The organism is Cryobacterium sp. Hh11 (assembly GCF_004404045.1).
Lineage (GTDB): Bacteria > Actinomycetota > Actinomycetes > Actinomycetales > Microbacteriaceae > Cryobacterium > Cryobacterium levicorallinum.
Map to the genome: position 1 here is coordinate 20090 of NZ_SOHF01000039.1, position 23044 is coordinate 43133.

The 23044-nt window shown below is 66.2% G+C and carries 18 protein-coding genes, 1 tRNA gene and 1 pseudogene; 15 read left to right on the forward strand and 5 right to left on the reverse strand.

The window, feature by feature from the left end:
* Positions 1–87 precede the first annotated feature (87 nt).
* Positions 88–160, reverse strand: a tRNA-Lys gene (locus tag E3T46_RS17035).
* A gap of 95 nt (positions 161–255) precedes the next feature.
* Here E3T46_RS17035 and E3T46_RS17040 point away from each other — a divergent pair.
* The 7 genes from E3T46_RS17040 (at position 256) to E3T46_RS17070 (ending at position 6871) form a co-directional block, all read left to right on the forward strand.
* Entirely contained in the window at positions 256–885 is a 630-nt protein-coding gene (locus E3T46_RS17040; protein ID WP_092449680.1) for a DNA-directed RNA polymerase subunit beta, read from the forward strand.
* Positions 886–1277: 392 nt separating this feature from the next.
* Positions 1278–1862: a sigma-70 family RNA polymerase sigma factor gene (locus E3T46_RS17045; RefSeq protein WP_241980881.1), complete on the forward strand. Its 585-nt coding sequence runs from the start codon at positions 1278–1280 to the stop codon at positions 1860–1862.
* Entirely contained in the window at positions 1859–2767 is a 909-nt protein-coding gene (locus E3T46_RS17050; RefSeq protein WP_134579463.1) for an anti-sigma factor, read from the forward strand. Before E3T46_RS17045 ends, E3T46_RS17050 begins: the two co-directional genes overlap by 4 nt.
* Before the next feature lie 132 nt (positions 2768–2899).
* A complete protein-coding gene (locus E3T46_RS17055) occupies positions 2900–3787 on the forward strand; it encodes an aminodeoxychorismate lyase (protein WP_134579464.1) in 888 nt (295 codons plus the stop codon).
* A 128-nt stretch (positions 3788–3915) separates the two neighbouring features.
* Positions 3916–4116 carry a hypothetical protein gene (locus tag E3T46_RS17060; protein ID WP_134579465.1) on the forward strand — a complete coding sequence of 67 codons (201 nt, stop codon included), beginning with the start codon at positions 3916–3918 and terminating at the stop codon, positions 4114–4116.
* Positions 4117–4241: 125 nt separating this feature from the next.
* Positions 4242–5552, forward strand: coding sequence for a UDP-glucose/GDP-mannose dehydrogenase family protein (locus E3T46_RS17065; RefSeq protein WP_134579466.1), 1311 nt, complete (start codon positions 4242–4244; stop codon positions 5550–5552).
* A 269-nt stretch (positions 5553–5821) separates the two neighbouring features.
* Positions 5822–6871: a putative sulfate exporter family transporter gene (locus tag E3T46_RS17070; RefSeq protein ID WP_134579467.1), complete on the forward strand. Its 1050-nt coding sequence runs from the start codon at positions 5822–5824 to the stop codon at positions 6869–6871.
* Positions 6872–7106: 235 nt separating this feature from the next.
* Here the strand turns inward: E3T46_RS17070 and E3T46_RS17075 are convergent.
* Positions 7107–7518 (reverse strand): annotated as a pseudogene (locus tag E3T46_RS17075) (DeoR family transcriptional regulator); the annotation flags it as partial.
* 361 nt (positions 7519–7879) lie between these two features.
* Here E3T46_RS17075 and E3T46_RS17080 point away from each other — a divergent pair.
* Positions 7880–10096 (forward strand): acyltransferase family protein, encoded by a 2217-nt coding sequence (locus tag E3T46_RS17080; protein WP_134579468.1) that lies wholly within the window; start codon positions 7880–7882, stop codon positions 10094–10096.
* 161 nt (positions 10097–10257) lie between these two features.
* On the opposite strand, the gene E3T46_RS17085 is transcribed toward E3T46_RS17080, so the two are convergent.
* On the reverse strand, positions 10258–10881 hold the full coding sequence (locus E3T46_RS17085; protein ID WP_134441081.1) for a flavin reductase family protein: 624 nt from the start codon (positions 10879–10881) through the stop codon (positions 10258–10260).
* Between the two features lie 78 nt (positions 10882–10959).
* On the opposite strand from E3T46_RS17085, the gene E3T46_RS17090 reads away from it, so the two are divergent.
* The 7 genes from E3T46_RS17090 to E3T46_RS17120 all read left to right on the forward strand — a co-directional run bounded on the left by E3T46_RS17090 (position 10960) and on the right by E3T46_RS17120 (position 18995).
* Entirely contained in the window at positions 10960–11727 is a 768-nt protein-coding gene (locus E3T46_RS17090) for an HAD-IIB family hydrolase (protein WP_134579469.1), read from the forward strand.
* 282 nt (positions 11728–12009) lie between these two features.
* The gene (locus E3T46_RS17095) at positions 12010–13068 is read left to right on the forward strand and encodes an acyltransferase family protein (RefSeq protein ID WP_166790320.1); all 1059 of its coding nucleotides are present in this window, start codon (positions 12010–12012) and stop codon (positions 13066–13068) included.
* Positions 13065–13976, forward strand: coding sequence for an alpha/beta hydrolase (locus E3T46_RS17100; RefSeq protein WP_134579471.1), 912 nt, complete (start codon positions 13065–13067; stop codon positions 13974–13976). Before E3T46_RS17095 ends, E3T46_RS17100 begins: the two co-directional genes overlap by 4 nt.
* 105 nt (positions 13977–14081) lie before the next feature.
* Entirely contained in the window at positions 14082–15572 is a 1491-nt protein-coding gene (locus E3T46_RS17105) for a polysaccharide biosynthesis tyrosine autokinase (RefSeq protein WP_134579472.1), read from the forward strand.
* A 128-nt stretch (positions 15573–15700) separates the two neighbouring features.
* Positions 15701–16687 (forward strand): glycosyltransferase, encoded by a 987-nt coding sequence (locus E3T46_RS17110; RefSeq protein ID WP_198419245.1) that lies wholly within the window; start codon positions 15701–15703, stop codon positions 16685–16687.
* Positions 16684–17802 carry a polysaccharide pyruvyl transferase family protein gene (locus E3T46_RS17115; protein WP_134579473.1) on the forward strand — a complete coding sequence of 373 codons (1119 nt, stop codon included), beginning with the start codon at positions 16684–16686 and terminating at the stop codon, positions 17800–17802. Before E3T46_RS17110 ends, E3T46_RS17115 begins: the two co-directional genes overlap by 4 nt.
* Positions 17799–18995, forward strand: a complete 1197-nt coding sequence (locus E3T46_RS17120) for a glycosyltransferase family 4 protein (protein ID WP_134579474.1) — start codon at positions 17799–17801, stop codon at positions 18993–18995. The genes E3T46_RS17115 and E3T46_RS17120 overlap by 4 nt, the downstream gene beginning before the upstream one ends.
* Here E3T46_RS17120 and E3T46_RS17125 read toward each other — a convergent pair.
* Together E3T46_RS17125 and E3T46_RS17130 are read right to left on the reverse strand one after the other, a co-directional pair.
* Positions 18949–20874, reverse strand: a complete 1926-nt coding sequence (locus E3T46_RS17125; RefSeq protein ID WP_134579475.1) for a right-handed parallel beta-helix repeat-containing protein — start codon at positions 20872–20874, stop codon at positions 18949–18951. The two genes, E3T46_RS17120 and E3T46_RS17125, sit on opposite strands and share 47 nt — an antisense overlap.
* A gap of 504 nt (positions 20875–21378) precedes the next feature.
* On the reverse strand, positions 21379–22914 hold the full coding sequence (locus tag E3T46_RS17130) for a right-handed parallel beta-helix repeat-containing protein (RefSeq protein WP_134579476.1): 1536 nt from the start codon (positions 22912–22914) through the stop codon (positions 21379–21381).
* Positions 22915–23044: the final 130 nt, after the last annotated feature.

Sequence of the window (23044 nt, forward strand, 5' to 3'; positions counted from 1 at the left end):
GCAGGCAAACGGGCGGCGGAAACACAAAATGCGCACCGAATCCAGCGGATTCAGTGCGCATTTGCCGCGCCACCTGCGCGATCATTGTGGGCCCCGTCGGGCTCGAACCGACGACCCAAGGATTAAAAGTCCTTTGCTCTACCAACTGAGCTAGAGGCCCGTAGGTTCTAATCTACCGTGGATTCGCGCTCAGCTTTTCTGGGTAGCGTTGAGGGCAGCAAAAACCAGCCATCTAAACCCGAAGGAGAACCCGCCGTGGCCGACAACTTTCACAAGCCCACCCTGTTCTCCGGGAACAAATTCGAGGCATTCCAGGGCGGCGATGACCCGGCGAACATCAGCCGCGTCGCGCACGAGACCGCGCAGGCCCTGCTCAACCGGGTGCGCAGCAACCCCGACCCGGCGACGGTCGAGCGCCTCGTCGCCTACACCGACGAAAACGGCATCGACGCGGTCGCCGAGCTGTGGTCGCGGGCCACTCCCCGTAGTCTGCCCGGCGCACTCTGGCGCATCTACCTCGTCCGCATGCTGATTCGGCAGGACCCTGAGGGCTGTGCGTACCTGTACCAGCGGGGAACGGATGCTGCCGCCACGATCGATCCGCTCGTCGCGGGTGCCGCGGTGCCGACGGGTCCGGCCGAGATCATTGTGCTCGCCGATGAGATTCTGCGCGGCCTGTTCACGGGAGATTTCGCTGTGGCGCTCGATCGCGGCGCGGCGTATTGCCGGGTCACCGCACTCGGCGCCACGAGCATCGCCGACGACCTCGAGCTGACCGAGCCGCACCGCTCCTCGGAATTGACGACCCGAGCACTGCGGTTCTCCACGACCGCCGCCGAGTTCGCGGCCTGCGCGCGCCTCTGGCGCCGCGACTCCCTGGAGTAGTCCCCGCCCTTGTTTTTACCGGGCCCGGGCCCGGAATGTGGGCCCATGATCTATCGTGGGCCCGCTTCCGTAGGGTGGGCCCGGAGGCCCGCCCCGCGCAACCCGAAAATCCCCTGTGCGCCGACGGCGAACATTCGACGCCGGCCGCCCGGCTCGAATACACTGGAGTCTGGTCGGGCCGCAGTAATCCCGGGTTCCATTATTCGCCGCTTCGAGCGGCCTCGCGCCGAGAGGTGCTCTGCGGCCCGGCCTTCTGCATTCCCGCGGCGGGCGCGATAAGACCGGCCGCCGGCATCCGTTTCGAAGCTTATTTCGCGTCTTGACCAATCTGTTAGCGACTTCGCACCGAACCCTAGTCATGGAACGGGACGAGACCTGACATGCTAGATCTCATGACAGCTGATTCCGCCGGACATCTTGCATCGGCAGCCCCTGCCACCAAGGAGGAGCTGCTCGCTCGAGTAGCGCTCGGCGACCAATCGGCCTTCGGAGAGCTGTATGACCAGATCGCCCCGCGGGTGCTTGGCCTGGTCAAGCGTCTGCTCATCGACCACGCGCAGTCGGAGGAAGTGACCCAGGAGATTTTTCTGGAGATCTGGCAGTCGGCCACGCGGTACGAACCCACGCGTGGCGGGGCGAGTACCTGGATCCTCACCATGGCACACCGGCGAGCGGTCGACCGAATTCGGTCGTCGCAGGCCGGCCGTGACCGCGATACCAAAATCGGAATCCGTGACCTGGCCGTTGCCTACGATCACGTGGCCGAAACCGTTGAAGTACGAATCGAACATGAAAGGGTGGAGAAGGCGATGACTCGATTGACTCAGCTGCAGCGTCAGGCAGTGAGCCTCGCGTATTACGGCGGGTTCAGTCACAGCGAGGTCGCCGACATGCTCCACATCCCGTTGGGTACCGTGAAAACACGGCTCCGCGACGGACTGATCCGCCTCCGCGACGAATTGGGCGTGGCATCATGACCGATCGTAACGAGCAGCACCCGGCCGACCTCGCCGGCGCCTACGCCCTGCACGCCCTTGACGCCGACGACACGGCCGCGTTCGAAGCGCACCTGGCCGAATCCGAGCGGGCCCGCATCGAGTCGGCCGAGTTGAACGACACCGCGGTGGCCCTCGGCCTCGCCGTGGCACCGGTCCAGCCCTCGAGCGCGCTCAAGGCCAACCTCATGTCGATGCTCGCGTCGACCCCGCAACTCGCGACACTGCCGCGCGCCGCTGGCCCCGCCACAACGGATGCTGCCGCCTCCGCCTCCGAGACGACTCCCGTCGTTCCCCCGGTCGCGTCCGGGACGGCACCGTCCGGGACGACTCCGGCCTCGCCCGCTACGCCGCCGTCCTCCGGCAGCGCACCCGGTGATGCGCCCCGCCCACACCTTTCGTCGGCGACCGAGCGTGCCGAGGCGCGCTGGTTCAAGCGGCCGGCGCGGTATCTGCTGGCCGCTGCGGCGGCGGGAGCCCTGTTCGTGGGCGGATCCTTGTTCGGCCAGACCCTCAACAACTACCAATTTGAGTCGCAGCAGGCCGCCGGGCTCGCCCAGATCAACGCGGCCGATGACTCCCAGCGTGCCGCGACGACCACGGCCGAGGGGCAGGAAGCGACGCTGGTCTGGTCGAACACCCTCGGAATATCCGCCGTGCTCGTTGACGACCTGCCCGCGTTGCCCAGCGATCAGGACTATCAACTCTGGTACATCAACGGTGACGGCCCGGCCTCGGCCGGAACCTTCGACTCGACCGGCAACGGCACCGCCTGGCGCGTGCTCGACGGGACCATGCACGCCGGCGATCAGGTCGGGATCACCGTCGAACCCAACGGTGGGTCCGACCAGCCCACGAGCACCCCGATCGTCGCGTTCCAGAGTTAGCGGTCTCGCCGCGGCCGCTCGTCGGTGAGGGGTCGCAGAATGTCCTAATTCTGGCTTCCACACGGCCCCTCATTCGGCAGCGGCCGGAGACGCGCCGCACGCGCCCTGATGAGCGCGAAGTAGGCTCGGGGCATGAGACTGCCCTTCACGCTGCTGATCGACCCCGTCCCCGCCGATTCGGTGCAGCAGAACTTCGACGACACGTTCCACGAGATGGAATCCAGCGCCCCGGCCCTGCGGGTCGGCGAACTGAGCACGCAGCGTGGCGACGGAATCTTCGAGACCCTCGCCGTCGTCGACGGTCACCCGCAGGAGGTTGAGCCGCACATCAGTCGGCTGCGCAACTCCGCCCTCATCTGCGATCTCCCGGTTCCGAATGCCGAGCAGTGGCGCGCCGCGATCGCCTACGCTGTCGCACGCGTTCCGCAGCGCGGTGAGATCGCGCTCAAGTTCGTGCTCAGCCGCGGTGTCGAGCACGGCCCGGCACCGACCGCCTGGCTGCACGCGGTCGCCGCGGCGGACTTCAGTGCCGTGCGCGCGACCGGCGTGCGCGTCGTGACCCTCGACCGCGGCTACCCGCGTGGGGTCGCCGAGAAGGCCCCCTGGCTGCTGATGGGCGCCAAAACCCTCAGCTACGCGGTGAACATGGCCGCTATTCGCGAGGCCCACCGCCGCGGCGCCGACGACACCATCTTTCTCACCACCGACGGCTTCGTCATGGAAGGCCCGACCTCGAGCGTCGTGCTGCGCAGCAACGGTGCATACGTCACGCCCGCCCCGAGCGGCGCGATTCTGCACGGAACCACGCAGCAGAGCATGTTCGAGTATCTGAGCGGGCAGGGTGCTTCCGTCGAATACCGCGACGTCACGCTCGATGAACTTCGTCAAGCGGATGCCGCCTGGCTCGTCTCCAGCGTGCGCCTCGCCGTCTCCGTGGTCGCCCTGGACGGTGAGCCGTTCCCGGCCGACCAGCCGGTGACCGACGCCCTGAACGCTTACCTGCTGGCGCGGACCGCGTAGGGCCAGCCGGGGCATCCGCTTGTCAGCAGAATGGCGGCGACCTCGCCGGTGCCGCTGGGCAAACCAACCGGGCGGGACTACATTGTGGACGAAGAAATGCGTTGCCCCTGAGCGGAAGGGGGGTCACGATGCTGTCCAGCCTGGTGCCTGGATTGCGCGACCTGCGCACGCCCCGCACTGTCGGCTCTCTCTGGTTGACCAGTCTCCGGGTACTGTTCGGCTCCCAGATTCCCAGTTCGACCGCCGAGGCCGACGGGCTCGCGCACGAACTGTTCCGCCTGGCCGGCGCCTTCGGTGCGCCCATTCTGCTCGCCGGCGGGACGGCGTAAGCCGGTCTCGGAAACCCGTGGACCGACGCGCGGGCCGGGCCGCGTGGGCATCCGCTCTGAAAGAGACCGCGAATTGGGGCAATCTGCCACTGCCGCTATGCTCTGGGTGGACCGAGAGGGATAAAATGAGAATTTCTGTCATTGGATGTGGCTATCTGGGCGCCGTACACGCGTCAGCTATGGCCGAATTGGGGCACGATGTCGTCGGAATCGACGTCGACGCCGCCAAGATCGCGCAACTTGCCATCGGCAAACCCCCGTTCTTTGAACCTGGACTTCCCGAGGTTCTCACCTCGGCCATGAACAGTGGCCGTCTGCGATTCAGTACCGATATAGCGGATGCCGCCGGCTCGCAGGTGCACTTCATCGCCGTCGGCACACCGCAGAAGCCCGGCAGCTACAGCGCCGACCTGCGTTATGTCGATGCGTCGATCGAGTCGCTCATTCCGCATCTGGCCGACGGCGATCTCGTCGTGGGCAAGAGCACCGTTCCGGTGGGAACCGCGGCCCGCCTGGCCGAGCTCATCGCCGCCGGTAGTGGCGCGTCGCTGGCCTGGAACCCGGAGTTTCTGCGCGAGGGATTCGCCGTGCAGGACACCATTAGCCCCGACCGCCTGGTCTACGGCGTCGCCCCGGGCGCGCCCGGTGAGCACGCCGTCGAGCTGCTCAACGAGATCTACGCCACGGCGCTCGCCGCCGACACACCCCTGGTCATCACCGACTACGCCACGGCTGAGCTCGTCAAGGTCGCCGCGAACGCGTTTCTCGCGACCAAGATCAGCTTCATCAACGCCATGGCCGAGATCGCCGAGGTCACCGGTGCCGATGTCACCCAGCTGGCGGATGCGATCGGCTACGACGGCCGCATCGGCCGCCGTTTTCTCGGTGCCGGCGTCGGGTTCGGCGGCGGCTGCCTGCCCAAGGACATTCGCGCCTTCACCGCCCGCGCCGAAGAGCTGGGTCGCGGCGAGTCCGTGGCTTTTCTCAAGGAGATCGACAAGATCAACCTGCGTCGCCGCCAGCGCGTCGTCGACCTGACCACCGAGGCCCTCGGCGACACGGTCTACAACGCCAAGGTCGCGGTGCTCGGACTGAGCTTCAAGCCGCACTCCGACGACGTGCGCGACTCGCCGGCACTCGACGTGGCCGTGCAGCTGCGCGGTCTGGGTGCCGAGGTGGTGGCGACCGACCCGGAGGCCATCGAGAACTCGCGGGCGCGGCATCCGCAGCTTACTTACGAGGAGTCCCTCGAAGACACCCTGCGGGGAGCGGATGCTGTCGTGCTCGTCACCGAGTGGCCCGAGTTTCGACACCTCGACCCGGTCTGGGCGGGTTCGCTCGTGAAAACGAAAACCGTGATCGACGGCCGCAATGCGCTCGACCCCGCCGTCTGGCGTGCCGCCGGGTGGACTTATCGCGGGCTCGGGCGGCCGTAGTACTTCGGACGGGGCCGGGCCCCGTGCAGGGGCCCAGCTTAGAAACTGAGCCCATGGTCATAGCCTGGGCCCCTTCTTCTGACCAGGCCCGGGCCCAGAAACTGGGCCCATGATTGATCATGGGCCCAGCTCCGCAACCTGGGCCGGGCCGTTCGAACGCCGTCCCGCGGGCCGGGCCCACCCCGTGAACGTGGGCCCAGTTTAGGACCGGGGCCCGGGCACGGGCCCCGTGCAGGACACCCTGTGGGCGCGAGCGTAAACTCGACTGAATGTGGCTTCGGGGAGTACTCGTGGCGGCCCTCGGGGCCCTTTCCGCCTGGGGCGTGAACGCCGCCGTGCCCGCCTTCCCCCTGCTCACCGTGGCCGTGGTGCTCGGAATCATCGTCGGCCAGATCCCGGCCGCACGTCCCCTGCTCAATGGAGTCCTCGCACCCGGCCTCGCGGTCGCCACCAAACCGTTCATGCAGCTCGGAATCGTGCTCCTCGGCCTCAAACTCAGCCTCGTCGACATTATGGCGCTCGGCTGGGTGACCATCGCCACCACCGTCGCGATTGTGCTCATCACCTTCGCCGGCACGCTCGGACTTGGCCGCTGGTTCGGCCTGCCCGGTCATCAGCCCCTGCTCATCGCCACCGGATTCAGCATCTGCGGCGCCTCCGCAATCGGGGCCATGAGCGGCGTCGTCAGGGCGAAAGACGAGGAGACCGCCACCCCGATCGCGCTGGTCACCCTGTGCGGAACTCTTGCGATCGCCGTATTGCCGCTGGTGTGGCATCCGCTTGGGCTCAGTGCGCTGCAATTCGGACACTGGGTCGGCGCCGGCGTGCACGACGTCGGCCAGGTCGTCGCGACCGCACAAATCGCCGGCTCGGCCGCCCTCGCCGTCGCCCTCGTCGTCAAACTCACCCGCGTGCTCATGCTCGCCCCGATCGTGGCCGTCGCGTCCATCATTGAGCGCCGCCGTTTCGGCGCCATCGAAGCGGATGCCGCCACTTCGGTCGACCCCGCTGCCGGTGACACTTGGGTGCCCGGCCCAGCCACCCGGAGCATCCGGTCGACGCGGCCACCGATCGTTCCGCTGTTCGTCGCGGGGTTCATCGTTGCGATGCTGGTGCGTACGCTGGTTCCGCTACCCGTCGAGGCGTTCGAGACCGCCGACCTGCTGCAAACCGCACTGCTGGCCATGGCGCTGTTTGCCCTCGGCGCGGCCGTCAATCTCGGCACGCTTCTGCGCACGGGCGGCCGCGCACTCGCCGTCGGGCTGCTCTCCTGGGCCCTGATCGCTGTACTGGCCTTGGGTGCCGTGCAGCTTTCCTGACCAATCATGATTGAATTTGCTACTCCTGAGTCAGAAGCAATCACTTAGGAGCGTGCCCGTGGCTGAGATCGTCGTGGCCCGGAGTAAGCAGGCCGCGGGGGAGGTGGTAGCCACAGAAATTCGCCGGCTGATCGCGTCGAAGGCCGATTCTGTGCTGCGGCTCGCGACCGGGTCCACTCCCTTGCCGGTCTATGCGGCCCTCGCGGCGTCCTTCCGGGCGAACCCGCTCGACGTCCACCGTGGCACCGCCGACCGGGTCGATGCCGGTCACCCCGATGAACGCCAGATCAAGCCGCACCTGGGTGAGCACCGATTCAGCGTAGGCGCCGACCAGCTCGTAGGAGCGCGCGTGCACGACTCCGCCGGTCACCACGGTCTTGATCTGCGGTCGCATCGCGAGTTGCGCGGCAATATTGATCGCGTTCGTCACGACCGTGAGGTCGGCGTGCGGGCTGGCCGTAGGCGACGGATTGCCCGATCGCACCGCTGCGCGTGCGGGTGAGCAGCTGCTGTTCGGCGAGGGTGTCGAGGTCCCGGCGCGCGGTCGCGGTTGACACTCCGAGCTTGTTGATGATGTCATCGACCTCGACTTGCCCCGAATCGGCGAGCAGATCGAGCACGGCGGCGAGCCGTCCGGCGCGGTTCATGGTCGCTCGCTTTCGTGGGGGGCCGGATCGTCAAGAGACATGCGGGCGCCGGGCCCAAGCAGAGGGGTCGTAAAGGGTTCGAAATTGATTGATACTGATCGAAAACTAGGCTTCTCAATCACTGTAGTTGGGCGGAGGAGGTGGGAGCCTCGTCGGCAGGGTGGGGCGGCTCGATGTGGCGTTCCTGTATATACGTCGGTCTCACGCGCACGGGTGAGGTCGTGTCCGTCAGGTAAATAATTCGGCCGGGTTTGCCTCGATAGCTGAGATTACGTCATAATCGCAGGACGTACCCGGCCGACGGGTAAAAAGTCGCCGGGTGAAAACAGGTGCCAATTCCGCAACCCGAGTCGGAGGCTACATGTCCGTTCAGCCCATCCTGGAACGCCGACAACCCGCGCCCGGAGCCACCGGAACCGGCGGCAAGTCCGCCACCCGCACCTTTCGCGGCGACATCGAGGGCCTGCGCGCGATTGCCGTGATCGTCGTCATTTTCGATCATCTGCTCGGCTGGCCGTCCGGCGGATTCATCGGCGTCGACATCTTCTTTGTCATCTCGGGCTTTCTCATTACGAGCCTGCTGCTCAAGGAACACGCCCGCACCGGCCGCATCTCCCTCGTCGACTTCTACCGCCGCCGCATCCGCCGCATCCTGCCGGTATCACTGCTCGTGCTCGTCGTCACCGTGGCGATCGGCTACCTGCTCCTGCCGAGTGCCCGCGCCCTCAGCACGCTCTGGGACGGTGTCTATTCGGCACTGTTCGTGGCCAACTGGCACTTTGCCTTCGTCGGTACCGACTACCTGCAGGCCACCAACGCGGTCTCTCCGCTGCAGCACTATTGGTCGCTCGCCGTTGAGGAACAGTTCTACTTCGTCTGGCCGTTTCTGCTCATCGTCATCTTCGCCCTGGCCGGCCGCCACACACTGAGCGCCCGCGCCCTGATCACGACCGTCGCCGTCAGCACCGGTGTCATCACCCTCGGCTTTCTGGCCTGGAGCTTCTTCGAAACCTCCACCAGCAGCGCCATCGCCTACTTCTCCACCGGCGCTCGCGCCTGGGAACTCGGCATCGGCGCCCTCCTCGCCGCCTCCGCCCCCGGCATCGCCAACCTGCCGGCGGCCCTCCGTCCGGTGCTGGCTTGGCTCGGCCTCGTCCTGATCGTGGCGAGCCTCGTGTTGATCAGCCGCGACTCGCCGTTCCCCGCCCCGTGGGGCCTGCTGCCGGTCGCCGGAAGCGCCCTCGTCATCGCCGCCGGCATCGGATCCTCCGAACAGCGCCTGCTTTTTCCCCTCACCAATCCGGTGAGCCGCTACATCGGCAAGATCTCGTACTCCCTCTATCTCTGGCACTTTCCGGTGGTCATCCTGCTCGCCACCGTCTTCGCGACCGACTCGCCGATCTACCTGCCGCTTGCCCTCGTCCTCATGGTCGCCCTCTCGGTGTTCTCCTTCCACTTCGTCGAAGATCCCATTCGGCACTCGCTTTGGCTCGAAAGTTCGCAAACCCGTCAGCGAGAACGGATGCGCCGCCCCGCCACCCCGCACCGCTCCGGCCTCACTCCGGCCAAGGCCTGGATCGGCGCCCTCGTCGTCGTCACCCTGGTCATCGTCTCGGTCTCCTTTGTTGCGCTGAAGTCCCGCACGTCGTCGGACCCGTCTGCCGATGCCGCGCCGATCGGTGCCGAGGCCAACCTGGGTGTGGAAGCTCCCGCCGAACCCGCCACCCTGCTGGCCACCCGGCAGGCCGCCATTACCGCGGCCCTGGCGAACACAGCCTGGCCCGAGGTGAAGCCGGCGTTCGACGCCCTCAGTGACAACTCGGGCGTGCCGGAATGGGTCGACGACAGCTGTCTCTCGGTGAGCGAGAAGAACGCCGCCGGCTGTGTCTATGGCGACCCGGCCGCGGCCAAGACCGCGGTCCTGCTCGGCGATTCCATGGCAATCAGCTACATGCCGGCCATTCGCGCCGCGCTCGAACCGCTCGGCTACAACGTGCGTTCGCTCACCATGTTCTCCTGCCCGGCCGTGAACATTTCGGTCGCGGCCAAGAGCGCCTCCGATGCGTCCGCCGCCAAGTGCGACGCCCACCACGCCTGGGTCTACGCCGAGGTCGCTCGCCTGTCGCCCGACCTCGTGCTCATGTCGAGCCTCGCCGGATCCATCGTGCGCCTGGCCAGTGGCAACGAGGGTGCCGATGCCCTCACGGAGTGGCAGACCGCCACGGCCGCCACGATTACCGCGCTGCAGGAGTCCACCGACCACGTCGCTGTGCTCTCACCGCCGCCGGCCAGCACCCCGTTCGCCGAGTGCAAGACCCTCACGAGCGTGCCGACGGACTGCATCTACAGCCCGTCGAACCTGTACCAGAAAGTGGTGACGGCCGAGCAGGCCGCGGTTGAGCAGCTGGGCGATTTCGCCCAGTATGTGAACGTCGTGCCGTGGCTCTGCGTCGACGAGCGCTGCCCGGCCTTCATCGACAACACCCCGGTGTTCTTCGACGGCCAGCACTTCGTGCGTGAGGCGAGCACCCAGCTCGGCCCGCTGCTCGCCGAGGCTCTGTTCCCGCCGGTCGCGTAGCCGCCCAAGGCGCTCGCGAGTGGATGCTGCCGGCCTGGCCGCCGCATCCGCTCGCCGTGGTCTCGTGGCGCGCGACCGCCCCCGATTTGGGCAGCCGCTACGGTAATCGCCGTAGCGCGCACCCAAATGGGGCGCGTGCATCCGCTCGCTGCAGACTCGCCTCAGTGTTCGCGCGGCCGAAACTCGCGCGGCCAATCGCTCGCGCGAATGCGCTTGATCTCCTTGACCACGCCGGTGGTTCCCCACTCGTCGAGGCCGAGCCGCGACAACGGTCGCAACTTCTCAATGAGTGGATGCCCGCCGTCCAACACCGCAGACGACACCGCGACGTGCGTCACCTCGCCGAACACTAGCGTGCAATCGCCCAGTTCGAGCGTGGAGTGCAGGCGGCACTCGATCGCCGCGGGGGACTCGGCCACCCGCATCGATGAAACGGTCAGGCTCGGTTCGCGGGTGAGCCCGGCGCGGTCAAACTCGCTCTCCTCCGGCCCGAAGTCGGTCCCGGTGGCATTCACTTCCTCGAACAGCGATTCCGGCGTGAAATTCACCACGAAGTCCCCGGTTTCAAGGATATTGCGCACGGTGTCCTTGACACCCACCGAGGTGAATTGCACGATCGGCGGCGAAACGGATGCCACGGTGAAGAATGAATGCGGCGCCAGGTTGTCGACCCCGGCCGCCGAGCGGCTGGACACCCAGGCAATCGGCCGCGGAACCACGAGGGAGTTCAGCAGGCGGTAGAAGTCGCGGCGGGCAAGGTCTCGGGGATCGAAGTCAGTACGCACTCGCTCAGGCTAACAACTCGCCCCCATCCCCGGATCCGCTCACACCGGCCGGCTTCCCACGATCGATAGAGTGGCCTGATGCCTATCCTTCCCCGCCTGGTGGCCTTCGACCTTGACGATACGCTCGCGCCGTCCAAGTCCGCGCTCGACCCGACCATGATCGACCTGCTGGTGCAGCTGCTCGGCGTCACCGAGGTTTGCGTCATCTCCGGAGGTCAATTCGGCCAGTTCCAGGCGCAGATCATCGACAACCTGCCCTCGATTCCCCCCGATCTGCTCGCCCGGCTGCACCTCCTGCCCACCTGCGGCACCCAGTACTACCGCAGCGAAGCCCAGGGCTGGACGCAGGTCTACGCCGAAAACTTGAGCGACGAGCAAAAGACCCGGGCCCTCGATGCCGTCGAGCAGACCGCGCGCAGCCTCGGCTACTGGGAGAACGACACCTGGGGCCCCATCCTCGAAGACCGCGGCTCGCAGATCACCTTCTCCGCACTCGGCCAGGCCGCCCCGGTCGCCGCCAAGATCGCCTGGGACCCGACCGGGGAGAAGAAGAACACTCTGCGGGCGGCCGTGCAGGCACTGCTGCCCGACCTTGAAGTGCGTTCGGGGGGGTCGACATCCGTTGATATCACCCGGCAGGGCATCGACAAGGCCTATGGAATGAAGCGGCTGGCCACCCTTACCGGGGTCGACCTCGACGACATGCTGTTCGTCGGCGATCGCCTCGACGAGAATGGCAATGACTACCCGGTCAAGGTTCTCGGCGTCGAGTGCATCGCCGTCGAAGGCTGGCCCGACACCGTCGCCCTGCTCGAAGATCTCATTCCCCGCTACGTCGCCGTCTGACTGCCCGGCAGCCCCCGGTACGCCGCCGCGCCGCCGCTAATTCCGGAAGACTGCTGCAGGCAGATGCCGAAATACGCGGGGCACCACCTCGGTCCCCGCAGATCTCCTGATTTAGCCACGGGGGGGCAACTCATCGACCGCGGTCACGAGGTCGGCAGTGCAGTAGCTTGACCCCCAGTTCACGGCCTCTTTTGCTGCAGCGGCTCGTTTTGGCAGCCCCTGACCACCCCTGCAACCCGGCCCAAGATTCCATACTGAGTTTTTCTCGTGTACATTTCGTCTGTGAAAGAGATACAGGCCCCCGAGAACCGTGAGTGGATCAACTTCGCCAAGGGAGCGGCGATCATCCTCGTCGTGCTCTATCATTCATCGCTGTTTCTGAATGATCTCGGACTGGCCGGCAGCACCCCGCGGCTGCGCCTGGTGCTCAGCTACTTTCCCATGCCGGTGTTCTTTTTCATCGCGGGTCTCACCGCCCGGCGCATGCTCACCTGGAACCTGCACGACCTGTGGCGGCGTCGGCTGCTCACCCTGGTCTACTTGTACCTGCTCTGGTCGGTTATTCGCGTGCTGTTCTACCTCGTCGTGCCGCACCTGCGGGGAACCGAACGTTCCCCCACCGACCTGCTCAATATCATTCTCATGCCGGTCTGGCCGACCAGCAGCTACTGGTTCATCTGGGCCCTCGCCGTTTTCACCCTGCTCGCCTGGCTGCTACGCAAATTGCCGATCAGCGTGCAGATCACCCTTGCTGCACTGGTCGCCGCAGCGTCCACGACACCGAACCTGCTCGACCTCGACAATGTCGGCTGGGACCGAGTCGCCGCCAACTTCATCTTCTTTATCGTCGCGGTCTATTTTCCGCACACCGTGTACCGGCTGGCCGCGCGGGTGCGGGTCTGGCACGCCATCGTGCTGGTTGCCGCCTACCTCGGCCTCGCCGTGCTCCTGGTGCCGTTCCACCTCTCCCGCCTGCCCGGCCTGATCCTGATCGAAAGCGCCGTCGCCGTGGCTATGGGTATCTCCCTGGCCACCCTGCTGGTGCGCGTGAAATGGCTGAACTTCATGAACACGCTCGGCCAATACAGCTTTCAGATCTACTTGCTGCACCTGTTTCTCGTGGCCACAGCCCTCGCCTTGCTCGCCCCGATCGCCGAGGCAGCCTGGCTGGAACGCGCGGCCAACGCCCTGCCGTTTCTGCTCGCCGCAATCGCGCTCGTCGGCTCGGTCTACCTCGCCAAGCTCCTGCGCCGGTTCTCCTTCCTCTGGGTCAGCCCTTTCCGCAGGCGGCAGGCCAAATCGGTCTCGCATCGCGCACGGTTGAACGGAGACCTGCTGTGAAGCCCGCCCGCGCGGCATCCGTTGGCCTGCTGGCCGTTGGTCTGCTCTTGAGCGGATGCTCCGCCACGCCGACCACGCCCGACCGGTCTGCGCCGCCCGGCCCGGTCGTGGTGGAGCACGACCTGCAGTACGGCACGGCCAAGGGGCAGGACCTGATGCTGAACGCCTGTCTGCCCGAGGAGAAGTCTCAGCGCACCCCGGCCGTTATTCTCATCCACGGCGGCGGATTCGACAGCGGCAGCAAAGATTTTGGCGGCATGACCGCCCTGTGTGAGGAGCTGGCCGGCAGCGGCGTGGCGGCGTTCGCGGTGGATTACCGGCTCGCCCCGAAATTCGCCTTTCCGGCGCAGGTGAACGATGTCACCGACGCGCTCGAGTGGCTGCGCGATCCGCAGCAGGTCAGGGAATTCAACATCGACCCCGAGCGCATCGGACTGCTCGGCAGCTCGGCCGGGGCGATCATCGCCTCGTCGATCGGCACCAACGGCTCCGGCAGCCTCACCAAGGGCGACCGGGTTGCCGCGGTTGTAGCGCTGTCGCCGGCGGTTGACCTCACCGAGACGGGCCTCAGGCTTGGTCGTCCCTCGAGGCTGGCCGTCGGGTCGATCCTGCAATACCTCGGTTGCGACGACTTCACCGATTGTCCCAACTCGCGTACAGCCTCGCCGCTGTACGCCGTCGACAAGACCGATCCACCGTTTTACCTCGCCATCTCGAAAAATGAATTTGTTCCGGTGCAGCAAGCCGAGGCGATGGCGGACGCACTCACGGCCGTCGGCGTTCCCGTCACCCTCGACGTGAAACCCGGTGAACGACACGCTTTGGAGCTGCTCGACGAGGCAACCCGAGCGAATATTCGTCAGTTTCTGATCGACAATCTCGTGAACTCCTCAACACGGACGGATTAAATCTTCAATACTGACGGTCCAAAAGTGAGGATTTTTATGCCAACATAGGTTTCTGTCGTCGTACACCCGAAGTACGACGCATTAATCACTCGGAGAGAAGCGCGCATGGAACTGAAGCGTCTGGCTCGAATTCTACGAAAGCGATGGATTCTCATCGTGGCTTTCACCTTGTTGGGCGTCGTCGGTGGGGCCGCAGCCGCGTTGCTCACCCCCGTGCAATACCAGGCCTCGACCAGGGTCTTCGTAGCCGCGCAGATTCAGATCGGATCCACCCCCGGTGATCTGGTGCAGGGCAACAACTTTGTCGTGCAGAAGCTGCCCTACTACCTTGACGTGGCGACCAGCCCCCGCGTGCTCGACCCGGTGATCACGAGCCTGGGCCTCAACGAGACCGCCGCCAACCTGGCCGAGCGGGTCACCGCCACCACCCAGCCCGGTTCGGCTGTCATCGAAATCACCGCCCTCGCTTCGACAGCGGATGCCGCGCAGCAACTCGCCGAGGCCGTGTCGGAAAGCTTCACCGACGTGGTCATCAACCAGCTGGAAACCCCAGCGGACGGCGGAGCCAGCCCGGTCACGGTCGGTGTCCTCGACCCCGCGGTGGTGCCGGACAACCCGGCGCTGCCCCAGCTCTACCTCAACCTCGCTGTCGGCCTGCTCATTGGACTGTTGGTCGGCCTGGTGACCGCGTTCCTGATCGGACTGCTCGATCGTCGCATCTACAACCGTGACGACATCGAGCGCCTCACGGTGGTTCCAGTGCTCGGCGGCATCCCCCTTGAAGCGCACGCCAACCCGATCATCACCCCCGACGGTCCGGCCACCGCACGCGCCGAGGCATTCCGGGTGCTGCGCACCAACCTCGAGTTCGCCGACGCCGATACCAGCCGGCGCAGCCTGGTCGTGACGTCGTCCGTCACGGGTGAGGGCAAGACCACCACCCTGGTCAACCTTGCCATCGTCCTCGCCGAGAGCGGCGCGACCGTCGCCGTGATCGACGCCGATCTGCGCACGCCCCGGCTGGCCGACTACCTCGGCCTTGACCCAGACCGCGGCCTGACCGACGTGCTGGTCGGGGATGTGCCGCTCAAGGATTCCTTGCAATCGTGGGGCACGCTGCATCCGCTCACCGTGCTCTCCTCCGGCAAGATCCCCACCAACCCGAGCGAACTGCTCGGTTCGACGGCCATGGGCACCGTGCTCGATGTGCTCAGCAGCAGCTACGACTACGTACTCATCGACGCCCCGCCGGTACTCGCGGTCACCGACGCTGCTGTGCTCAGCCGCTGGACCGGTGGCACGGTTTTGGTGGTTGGCGCCAACCGGGTGAGTGAGGCCGAGTTGCTCGCCGCGTTCGACGCCCTCGAAGCCGTCGGCACGACGCCGCTCGGCGTCGTGCTTGCCATGGTCCCCACCCGCGGCCCCGACGCGCTCGTGCGTGACGGCGGATTCGCGGTCTCGCCACGCCCGCCCCTGCGCCCGTCGCTGCGGCCGAGCCGATCCGCCGCCGCGACCGCGATCGATCGCGGCGCGACTCCGGTTGATAGCGACATTTCCTCGACAGACAACCCGGCCCACACCCGCGTCACCTGGTAATTCAGCGACACCTGCTCAGCCGTACCAGTTCAGTTTCGCCGATCGACAACTCCACCGCCCGAATAACGCACGTTCGATGACGCACGTTCGAAACCGTCCCACCCAGGCTTTACCCGAAGGGAGCCTCAGTGTCCGTGCACTCGTCATACCCGCTCGATCCGCTGCCGCCCACGCAACGGAAGCTTCTGCTCGTCGCCTCAACCGGCGGCCATCTCGCTCAGCTCGTTCGCCTCGCCCCCGGACTTGGCGCCTCGCCGAGCTCGCTCTGGGTCACCTTTGACTCCATGCAAAGCCGATCCCTGCTGGCCGGTCAGCGCCGCATCCACGTGCCCTATGTACGCCCGCGCGACTACCTCGGCATGATGCGCGCGGCCGGAATCGTCCGGCGGGTGCTCAAGCACGAATCCTTCGACGGTGCTGTGAGCACGGGGGCCGGCCTGGCCGTGGCCGCGCTGCCCCAGGCCGCGATCAGTGGCGTGCCCAGCCTGTACATCGAGAGCGTCTCGCGAGTGGAAGGCCCCTCACTCAGCGGCCGGGTGCTCGCCGCCAGCCGGCTGGTCAGCGTGCGTACCCAGCACCCGGCCTGGGCGACGGAGCGGTGGAGAACATACCCGAGTGTGCTCTCCACGTACCATGCGCTGGTCAAACACGCGCCGGACCGCCCCAGCCTGTTCGTCACCCTCGGCACCATCGAGGGGTACCGGTTCGACTCCCTCGTCGATGCCGTGCTCGCGAGCGGTCTCGCCGACGAACGCACCGTTTGGCAGCTCGGTTTCACCACCGACCGGACTGACCTGCCCGGTCAGGTACACCAGATGATGCCGACCGCGATGTTCGTCGATGCTGCCCTCACGGCCGACGTCGTGATCACCCACGCCGGCGTTGGCACCTTCATGGGCCTGCTTGAGCTGGGGGTCTTTCCGGTGATCGTGACCCGCCGCAAGCACCGCGGCGAACACGTCGACGACCACCAGATGCAGATCGCCGAGCTCGCCGAATGCCTCGGAGTCGCTCGGGCCGTTGATGCGCCCGACCTGACGGCTGAGGTTATCCGCTTCGCTGCCGGCCGCGCGATCGACACCGGCGTGAGCGTTTCGCTGATCACCGACCGATGAGCGCCACCGCACCAGGCGAGCGGATGCCGCGCGAAATTTTCGTGCCGGCCCGCGGACAGTACGACAATATTGGTGACATTCTGCTCCGCCGGCAGCTGCTCGACTGGTTGCGGCCCAATGGCCCGCTGCACATCTATGTCGGCGAAGCCCCCGATGGCTACGCGGAAGGACTCGGCCTGGCGCCGGACGATGTGCAGTACCGGTCCTTTCGTGCCTGGTACGCGGCGGCACTGCGCAGCGCCGCCCGCGGCCGGGCATCGTACGTGTTCAAGCCGGGAGAAATTCAGCTGACCCTGATCGGTATGAAGGAGCACCTCGCCATGCTGCCGGTGCTCGCGCTCGTGCGCGCTCGACATGGCCGGGTGGCCCGGGTGGGCGTGGGCAGCCGCAATTTTGCACCGTTGCCGCGCGCCCTGATGGGTCCGTCCATTGCACTGTCCAATGTGTCGCTCTGGCGCGATGCCGCCACCGCCGGATATCTCGGGCAGGGCCGCATCATGCCCGACCTCGCCTTTGCGAGCGACGGTCGGGCAGAAAAGCGTGATCTGGCCGACGAGGTTCGCGACGTGCTGGTCGTATCCATGCGCTCCGATCTGGACTATCCGAGCGATGAGTGGCTCGCCGGGGTGCGAGCCGTGGCGGCCGACAATGGCCTCACGATCTGGTGCGTGACCCAGGTTCTGCGCGACGACGACAAGTGCGGCCAACTCGCCGCCGACCTCGACGGGCAGGCCCTGCGCTGGAACGGCACCGGCCACGACGAGCAGGAGCAGCGCCTGCGCGACCTCTACCGACGGGCGGCGCTCGCCGTGAGCGACCGCCTGCACGTGCTCGTCGGCGCGCTCACCGAGGGAGCAGTTCCGGCCGCACTTTTGGTCAGCGGACAGCCCAAAGGTGGTCGGGCGGACAAGATCGCCCGGCATTTTGCAGCGGCCGGCCTGCACGACGTGAGCATTGACAGCGCCGGACTCAGTATCGCCCAAATCCGGGATCGGCTGCAGAACCTGCTCGGCCGGCGCGAGCCCATTTTGGCCGGCCTGGCCGAAGCGCAGGCCGAATTACAGACCGTGCGTCGCCTGCTCGACCAGGTGCTGAGCATCGAAAGTGTGCGGTGAGCATCAGCGAAGCGGACGATACCGAGCCGATCAACGTAGCGGCGCTCACGATCAACCCGCAAAACGCTGACCCGCTCAATACCACCCCGGTCGCCGCCCAGCGGCACGTATCCCGGCGCACGGCCGAACGTTTCATTGCCGTGCACGTTGGACGCAGCGGTGAGGTCGCCGGCGGCATGAGTCAGGTGGTCAATGGCTATTTGGCACATTCCTTTGTCGACTTCGAGCTGCGTATGGTGTCCTCGCGGGACGGCAGCGGCGGGCTGCGCGCGGCCGGGGTTGCAGCATCCGCTTTCTGGAAGCTGCTGCGGCTGGCCAACCCGGAGCGCACCGTCGTCGTTGCACACCTGTCCCAGGGCGGATCCTTCGCCCGGGAAGGCGCGCTGCTCGCCCTGGCCCACGCGCGAGGTTTCGCGACCGTGGCACAGCTGCACGGCAGCTCGTTTGCCGACTTCGCCCGCAAGCGCCCCGGTCTGGTGGGGAGCGTGCTGCGCTCCGCCGACGTGGTGCTGACCCTGTCGGTTGAATCGAACGCTGCGGCGGCGGAGTTCGTGCCGGGGGAGCGGGTTGTACTCGTGCCGAACGCCGTCGCTGCTGGTGCCGTGCGGCAGATCGAGAACCTCGTCGTGTTCGGCGGTGCGGTCAGCAAGCGCAAGGGCGTCGACGTACTCGTGGCGGCGTGGGAACGGCTCGCGCCGCAGCATCCGCTCTGGAAATTGGTCATTGCCGGGCCGATCGGCGACCAGCCTGCGCAGCCGCTGACTGGGGCGGAATTTGTCGGCCCGCTCAGCCATGCTGCCCTAATGGAGCTGCTCGAGCGCTCCGCGATCGCGGTGTTGCCCTCCCGCGACGAGGCGATGCCTATGTTCATTCTCGAGGCGATGGCTCGCACCAATTGTGTCGTGGCGACCAGCGTCGGTGGGGTGCCGGCCGTCCTGGCCGGTGGGGTCGGCATGCTCATGGAGCCCGGCGACGTCGACGCCCTCGAGGCGGCCCTGCACCGGGCGATGACGGATGCCCCCTGGCGCGCCAAAAAGGCGGATCTGGCCAGATCCGCCTTTGAGGCTACCTATTCGGCTGCCGCGGTCTTTCCGCGTATCGAGCGCAGCTGGACCACTGCACTCGAACGACGAAGCGACCGGGTGGCTAAGAGGTACAGGCCAGGTTCGAGAAACCGGACCCAGCAGCCGTGACGGTGTTGGAGCAGTAGACCTTGGTGCCGCTGGCACCCTTGCTGCCCTGTTCGTGGATGAAGAAGCCGAAGCCCGCGGCGTTGACCGGAACGGTGTTATCGAAGAACACGTTGCGCAGGCCCCAGCCGGCAACGCTTCCGTTGACCGCGAAGCCGTGCATGGTGCTGTTGGTGCCCTTGTTTTGGTAGATCTGCCAGTCGTTACCCTTGACCTTGACCCATTCCTCGGCGCGCGGCATGGCGTTGGTGCCGTCAATGACGTTGTCGCGGATGATGCCGTACGAGGTGCCTTCCTTGACCTCGATCGGCTGGGCGCCGGTCAGGCTGATGGTGTTGCCCATCAGGAGGGTGCGGTCGGTGCGGTCGGGCAGGCAGTCAGTCTGGGCGCACCAGTTGGCGTCTGAGGTTCCGATGTAGATGCCCTCACCGTAGAACGGGTCGCGCTTGCCGGTATTGCGAATGGTGTTGCCTACGACTTTGCTGTCGGTGGTGAAAGCCCGCAGGTGGATGCCTTCATAGCCGATGTTGTCAACCAGGGTGTCGGCGATGGTGACGTTCTTGCTGCGGATCACGCTGATGCCCTTGAGGCTGTTGGTGACGGTCATTCCGGCGACCACGAGGTTCGAGGAGTTGGAGATCTGGATACCGTGGTTGTTCTGGATGCTGCCGACGTTGACCACCGCGGTGCGCGGTCCACAGACCCAGATCGGGTTGGTGGCTGTTCCGTTGACGGTCATGTTGATCTGGGCGTTGTAGGTGCCGGGGGCCATCTTGATGACGGTGCCGGGCTGTGCCTGGGCTGCAGCGGTCATGAGCTCTTTGGCGGTCGTCACCGTGACGGTTGCGGCCGGGCAGTCGGCGTAGCGGTGGGTGCTGATCGGTGCCGGGGTGGGCGCGGTGCTCGGCACGGCCGACACGACGAAGGCGTCGACGATGCTGCTGGTGCCGGTGGAGCGGGCATCCTTCTGGCCGGTGCGGGATACCGTGATGGTGTGGGTGCCGGCGGAGAGGCTCGTCGTGCTGTAAGCAACCTGCTTATAGGCCGTGCTCGCGGAGTAGCCGTTGACCGTAGCGACGACCTGGCCGTCGATGGCGATGTCGCTCGTGCCGGAGGCGCTGGTCAGACGGGTGATGAACGCGACGCTGGTGCCCTGGAAGGTGAAGGAAGCGTTACCCGAGGTGGTCGAGAACCTGACCGATCCGCCGGAGTCGTTGCTGGAGCCGGAGGTGCGCCAGGTGCCGGCGTACGTGACCTGCGCCGATTCGCTGTCGACGGTGGTCGAGCCGACCGGGGCATCCATCGTGGCCGTCGTGGTCACCGGGACCGCGGTGGCGGTCGGGGTGGGCGCCGGCGCCGGGGCGGGAGCGGTTGCGGTTGCGGGGGACTTGGTGAGGAACGCGTCGACGATGCTGCTGGTTCCGGTGGATCGGGAATCCTTCTGGCCGGTGCGGCTGACCTTGATGGTGTGGGTCCCGCTGGAGAGGTTCGTGGTGCTGAACAGGCTCTGCTGGTACTTCGTCGTGGCGGAGTAGCCGTTGACCGTGGCGACGACCTTGCCGTCGATCGAGATATCGCTCTTGCCGGAGCTGCTGGTCATTCGGGTGATGAAGGCCACGGTCGAGCCAGTGAAGGTCAGTGAGGCGCTCGTTGCCGTTGTGGAGGCGAACTGCACCGATCCTCCGCTGTCGGAGGGTGAGCCCGTGGTGCGCCAGGTGCCGGCGTACTTGACCTGTGCGGAGGCGCTGTCGATCACCGTGGTGCCGGCGGGCGCTGTCGCGGCGGAGGCCGCTGCAGCGGGGATCATGGCGCTGAGCGGAACCAGCGCGGCGATCGCGACGGCGGCGATGGTGGCACGTCGGGTGAAGCGGGGGAACAACATAGTGGACCTTCCGGATGTTCATGGACTTGGTGGTTACGTCCGTGAACCCGGGGGTTTTCGACGCACATGATCTTCGTGATGCTCGGCGGTGATCGCCGTGCTCACGTCGTCAATTAGCGTCTGAACTGCTGCACGTTACCCGTGTGCAAATGGGTTTGTGGGCACGAATTAAGCGGATGCGAACGCCTCTCCTCGCGCGGGCGTGCGCGTGCGCTGCAGCGTCAATCTCGGCGGTCGGCCGCTGCGAAACTGAGCGAGCCTCTTGATTTGGCCCTGACCAGTGCTAATGCCCATTGTGGGCTATGTCACCGACTCGACGGGAAGGAGGCAGCGGGCTGTCCGACGTGCGGCACCCGTCATTCCTGTGAAAGTGCCTAGAGTGGTTTTTGAACCCTTGAGTTTCTGTCTCCCGGACTTCTGTCGCACTGCTCGGCCGCGCGGGTTTGCTGCTGGCGCGAGCAACTCAGCTCAGCGCGTGCAGCGTTCGGCTACGCGCCGCAGCCGCTACCCGGTGCAGGGGAGGTTGGAGAAGCCCTCGGCCGCGCGGGTGACCGAGTTCGCGCAGGAGACCTTGGTGTCGCTCGAGCCCTTGCGGCCCTTCTCGTGGATGAAGAAGGCGTATCCCCCGGCATTGACCGCACCGGAGTTGTCGGTGAAGGTATTGCGCAGGCCCCAGCCCGCGACACTGCCGTTGACCGCGAAGCCGTGCAGGGGGCTGTTGCTGCCCGTGTTTCCGACGATGGTCCAGTCGTTGCCCTTGACCTTGACCCATTCCTGAGCGTTCCGCATGCCGTTGGCGCCGTAGATGACATTGTCGCGAATGACGCCGTTTGACGTGCCTTCTTTCACCTCGATCGGCTGGGCGCTGGTGCTGCTGATCGTGTTGCCCAGCACCCGGATGCGATCGGTACGATCCGGCCTGCAGTCGGTCTGCGCGCACCAGTTGTTCTCCGAGGTGCCGATGTAGACGCCCTCGCCGAACTGCGCATCGCGCTGGCCGGTGCGTGAAATCGTGTTGCCGACGACGGTGCTGTCGGTCGTGAAATCACGCAAGTGGATGCCCTCGTAGCCGATGTTCTCGACGCGCGTGTCGGCAATCGTGACGTTGGTGCTGTGAACCACGCTGATGCCCTTGAGGCTGTTGGTGACGGTCATGCCGGCGATCACGAGGTTCGAGGAATTCTTGATCTGGATGCCGTGGTTGTCCTGAACGCTGCCGACATCGATGACGGCGTCACGCGGGCCGCAGACCCAGATCGGGTCGGCTTTCGTGCCGTTCGCGTGCATGTTGATCTGGTCCCGGTAGGTGCCGGGCGCCAGGTGGATGACGGTCCCGGGTCGGGCACGGTCGACGGCGGATATGAGCTCGGCGGCGTTGCTCACCGCCTCGGTCGCGGCCGGGCAGTCGGCGTAGCGGTGCGCGCCGGACGGCGTCTGCATGGGCGGGAGAGCTGGGGCGGCGATCGGCGCCGGTGCTGGAGCGGAAGCGGCTTGGGGATTGACGACGAACGCGTCAATAATGCTATTGGTGCCGGTGGAGCGGGGGTCCTTCTTGCCGGTGCGGGTGATTGTGATGGTGTGGCTGCCGCTGCCGAGGCCCGTCGTGCTGAACGCGGTCTGCTTGTGTTGGGTGGTCGCGGAGTAACCATTGACGGTTGCGACGACCTTGCCGTCGATGGAAACCGTGCTCTTTCCGGAGCTCGTGGTGGTGCGTGTCACGTAGGCGACACTGGATCCCTCAAAGGTCATTGAGGCGCTGCCCGGGCTGAACTGAAACCGCACCGATCCGCCGCGGTCGGCGGCATTGCGGGTGGTGCGCCAGATTCCGGAATAGTTGATCTTTGACGACTTGCTGTCGATCACGGTGCGCACGGTCGCCGCGGCCGCCACTTCACCGCCTGGAACAGGAATGGTGAGGGGAGCGAGCGCCGCAATCGTGACAGCGAAGAAGGCGGCGACAGCGATCACGGCGTGGCGGGCGGACGTCGTGGGCCGGTGAGCGTGCGGTTTACTGTCAGTGGGCTGGCGAAAAAGGGGCACGGTGGACGTCCTCCGGAGACTCGGGTTCACGAATGGACAGCGGGTGCTGTACTCGTTCGAAGCGCTAGGTACGGTTCGAACGAGCTGATGCAGCGGTCGCACCGGCTGCGCGGGCGAGGGTCGGTTCGTC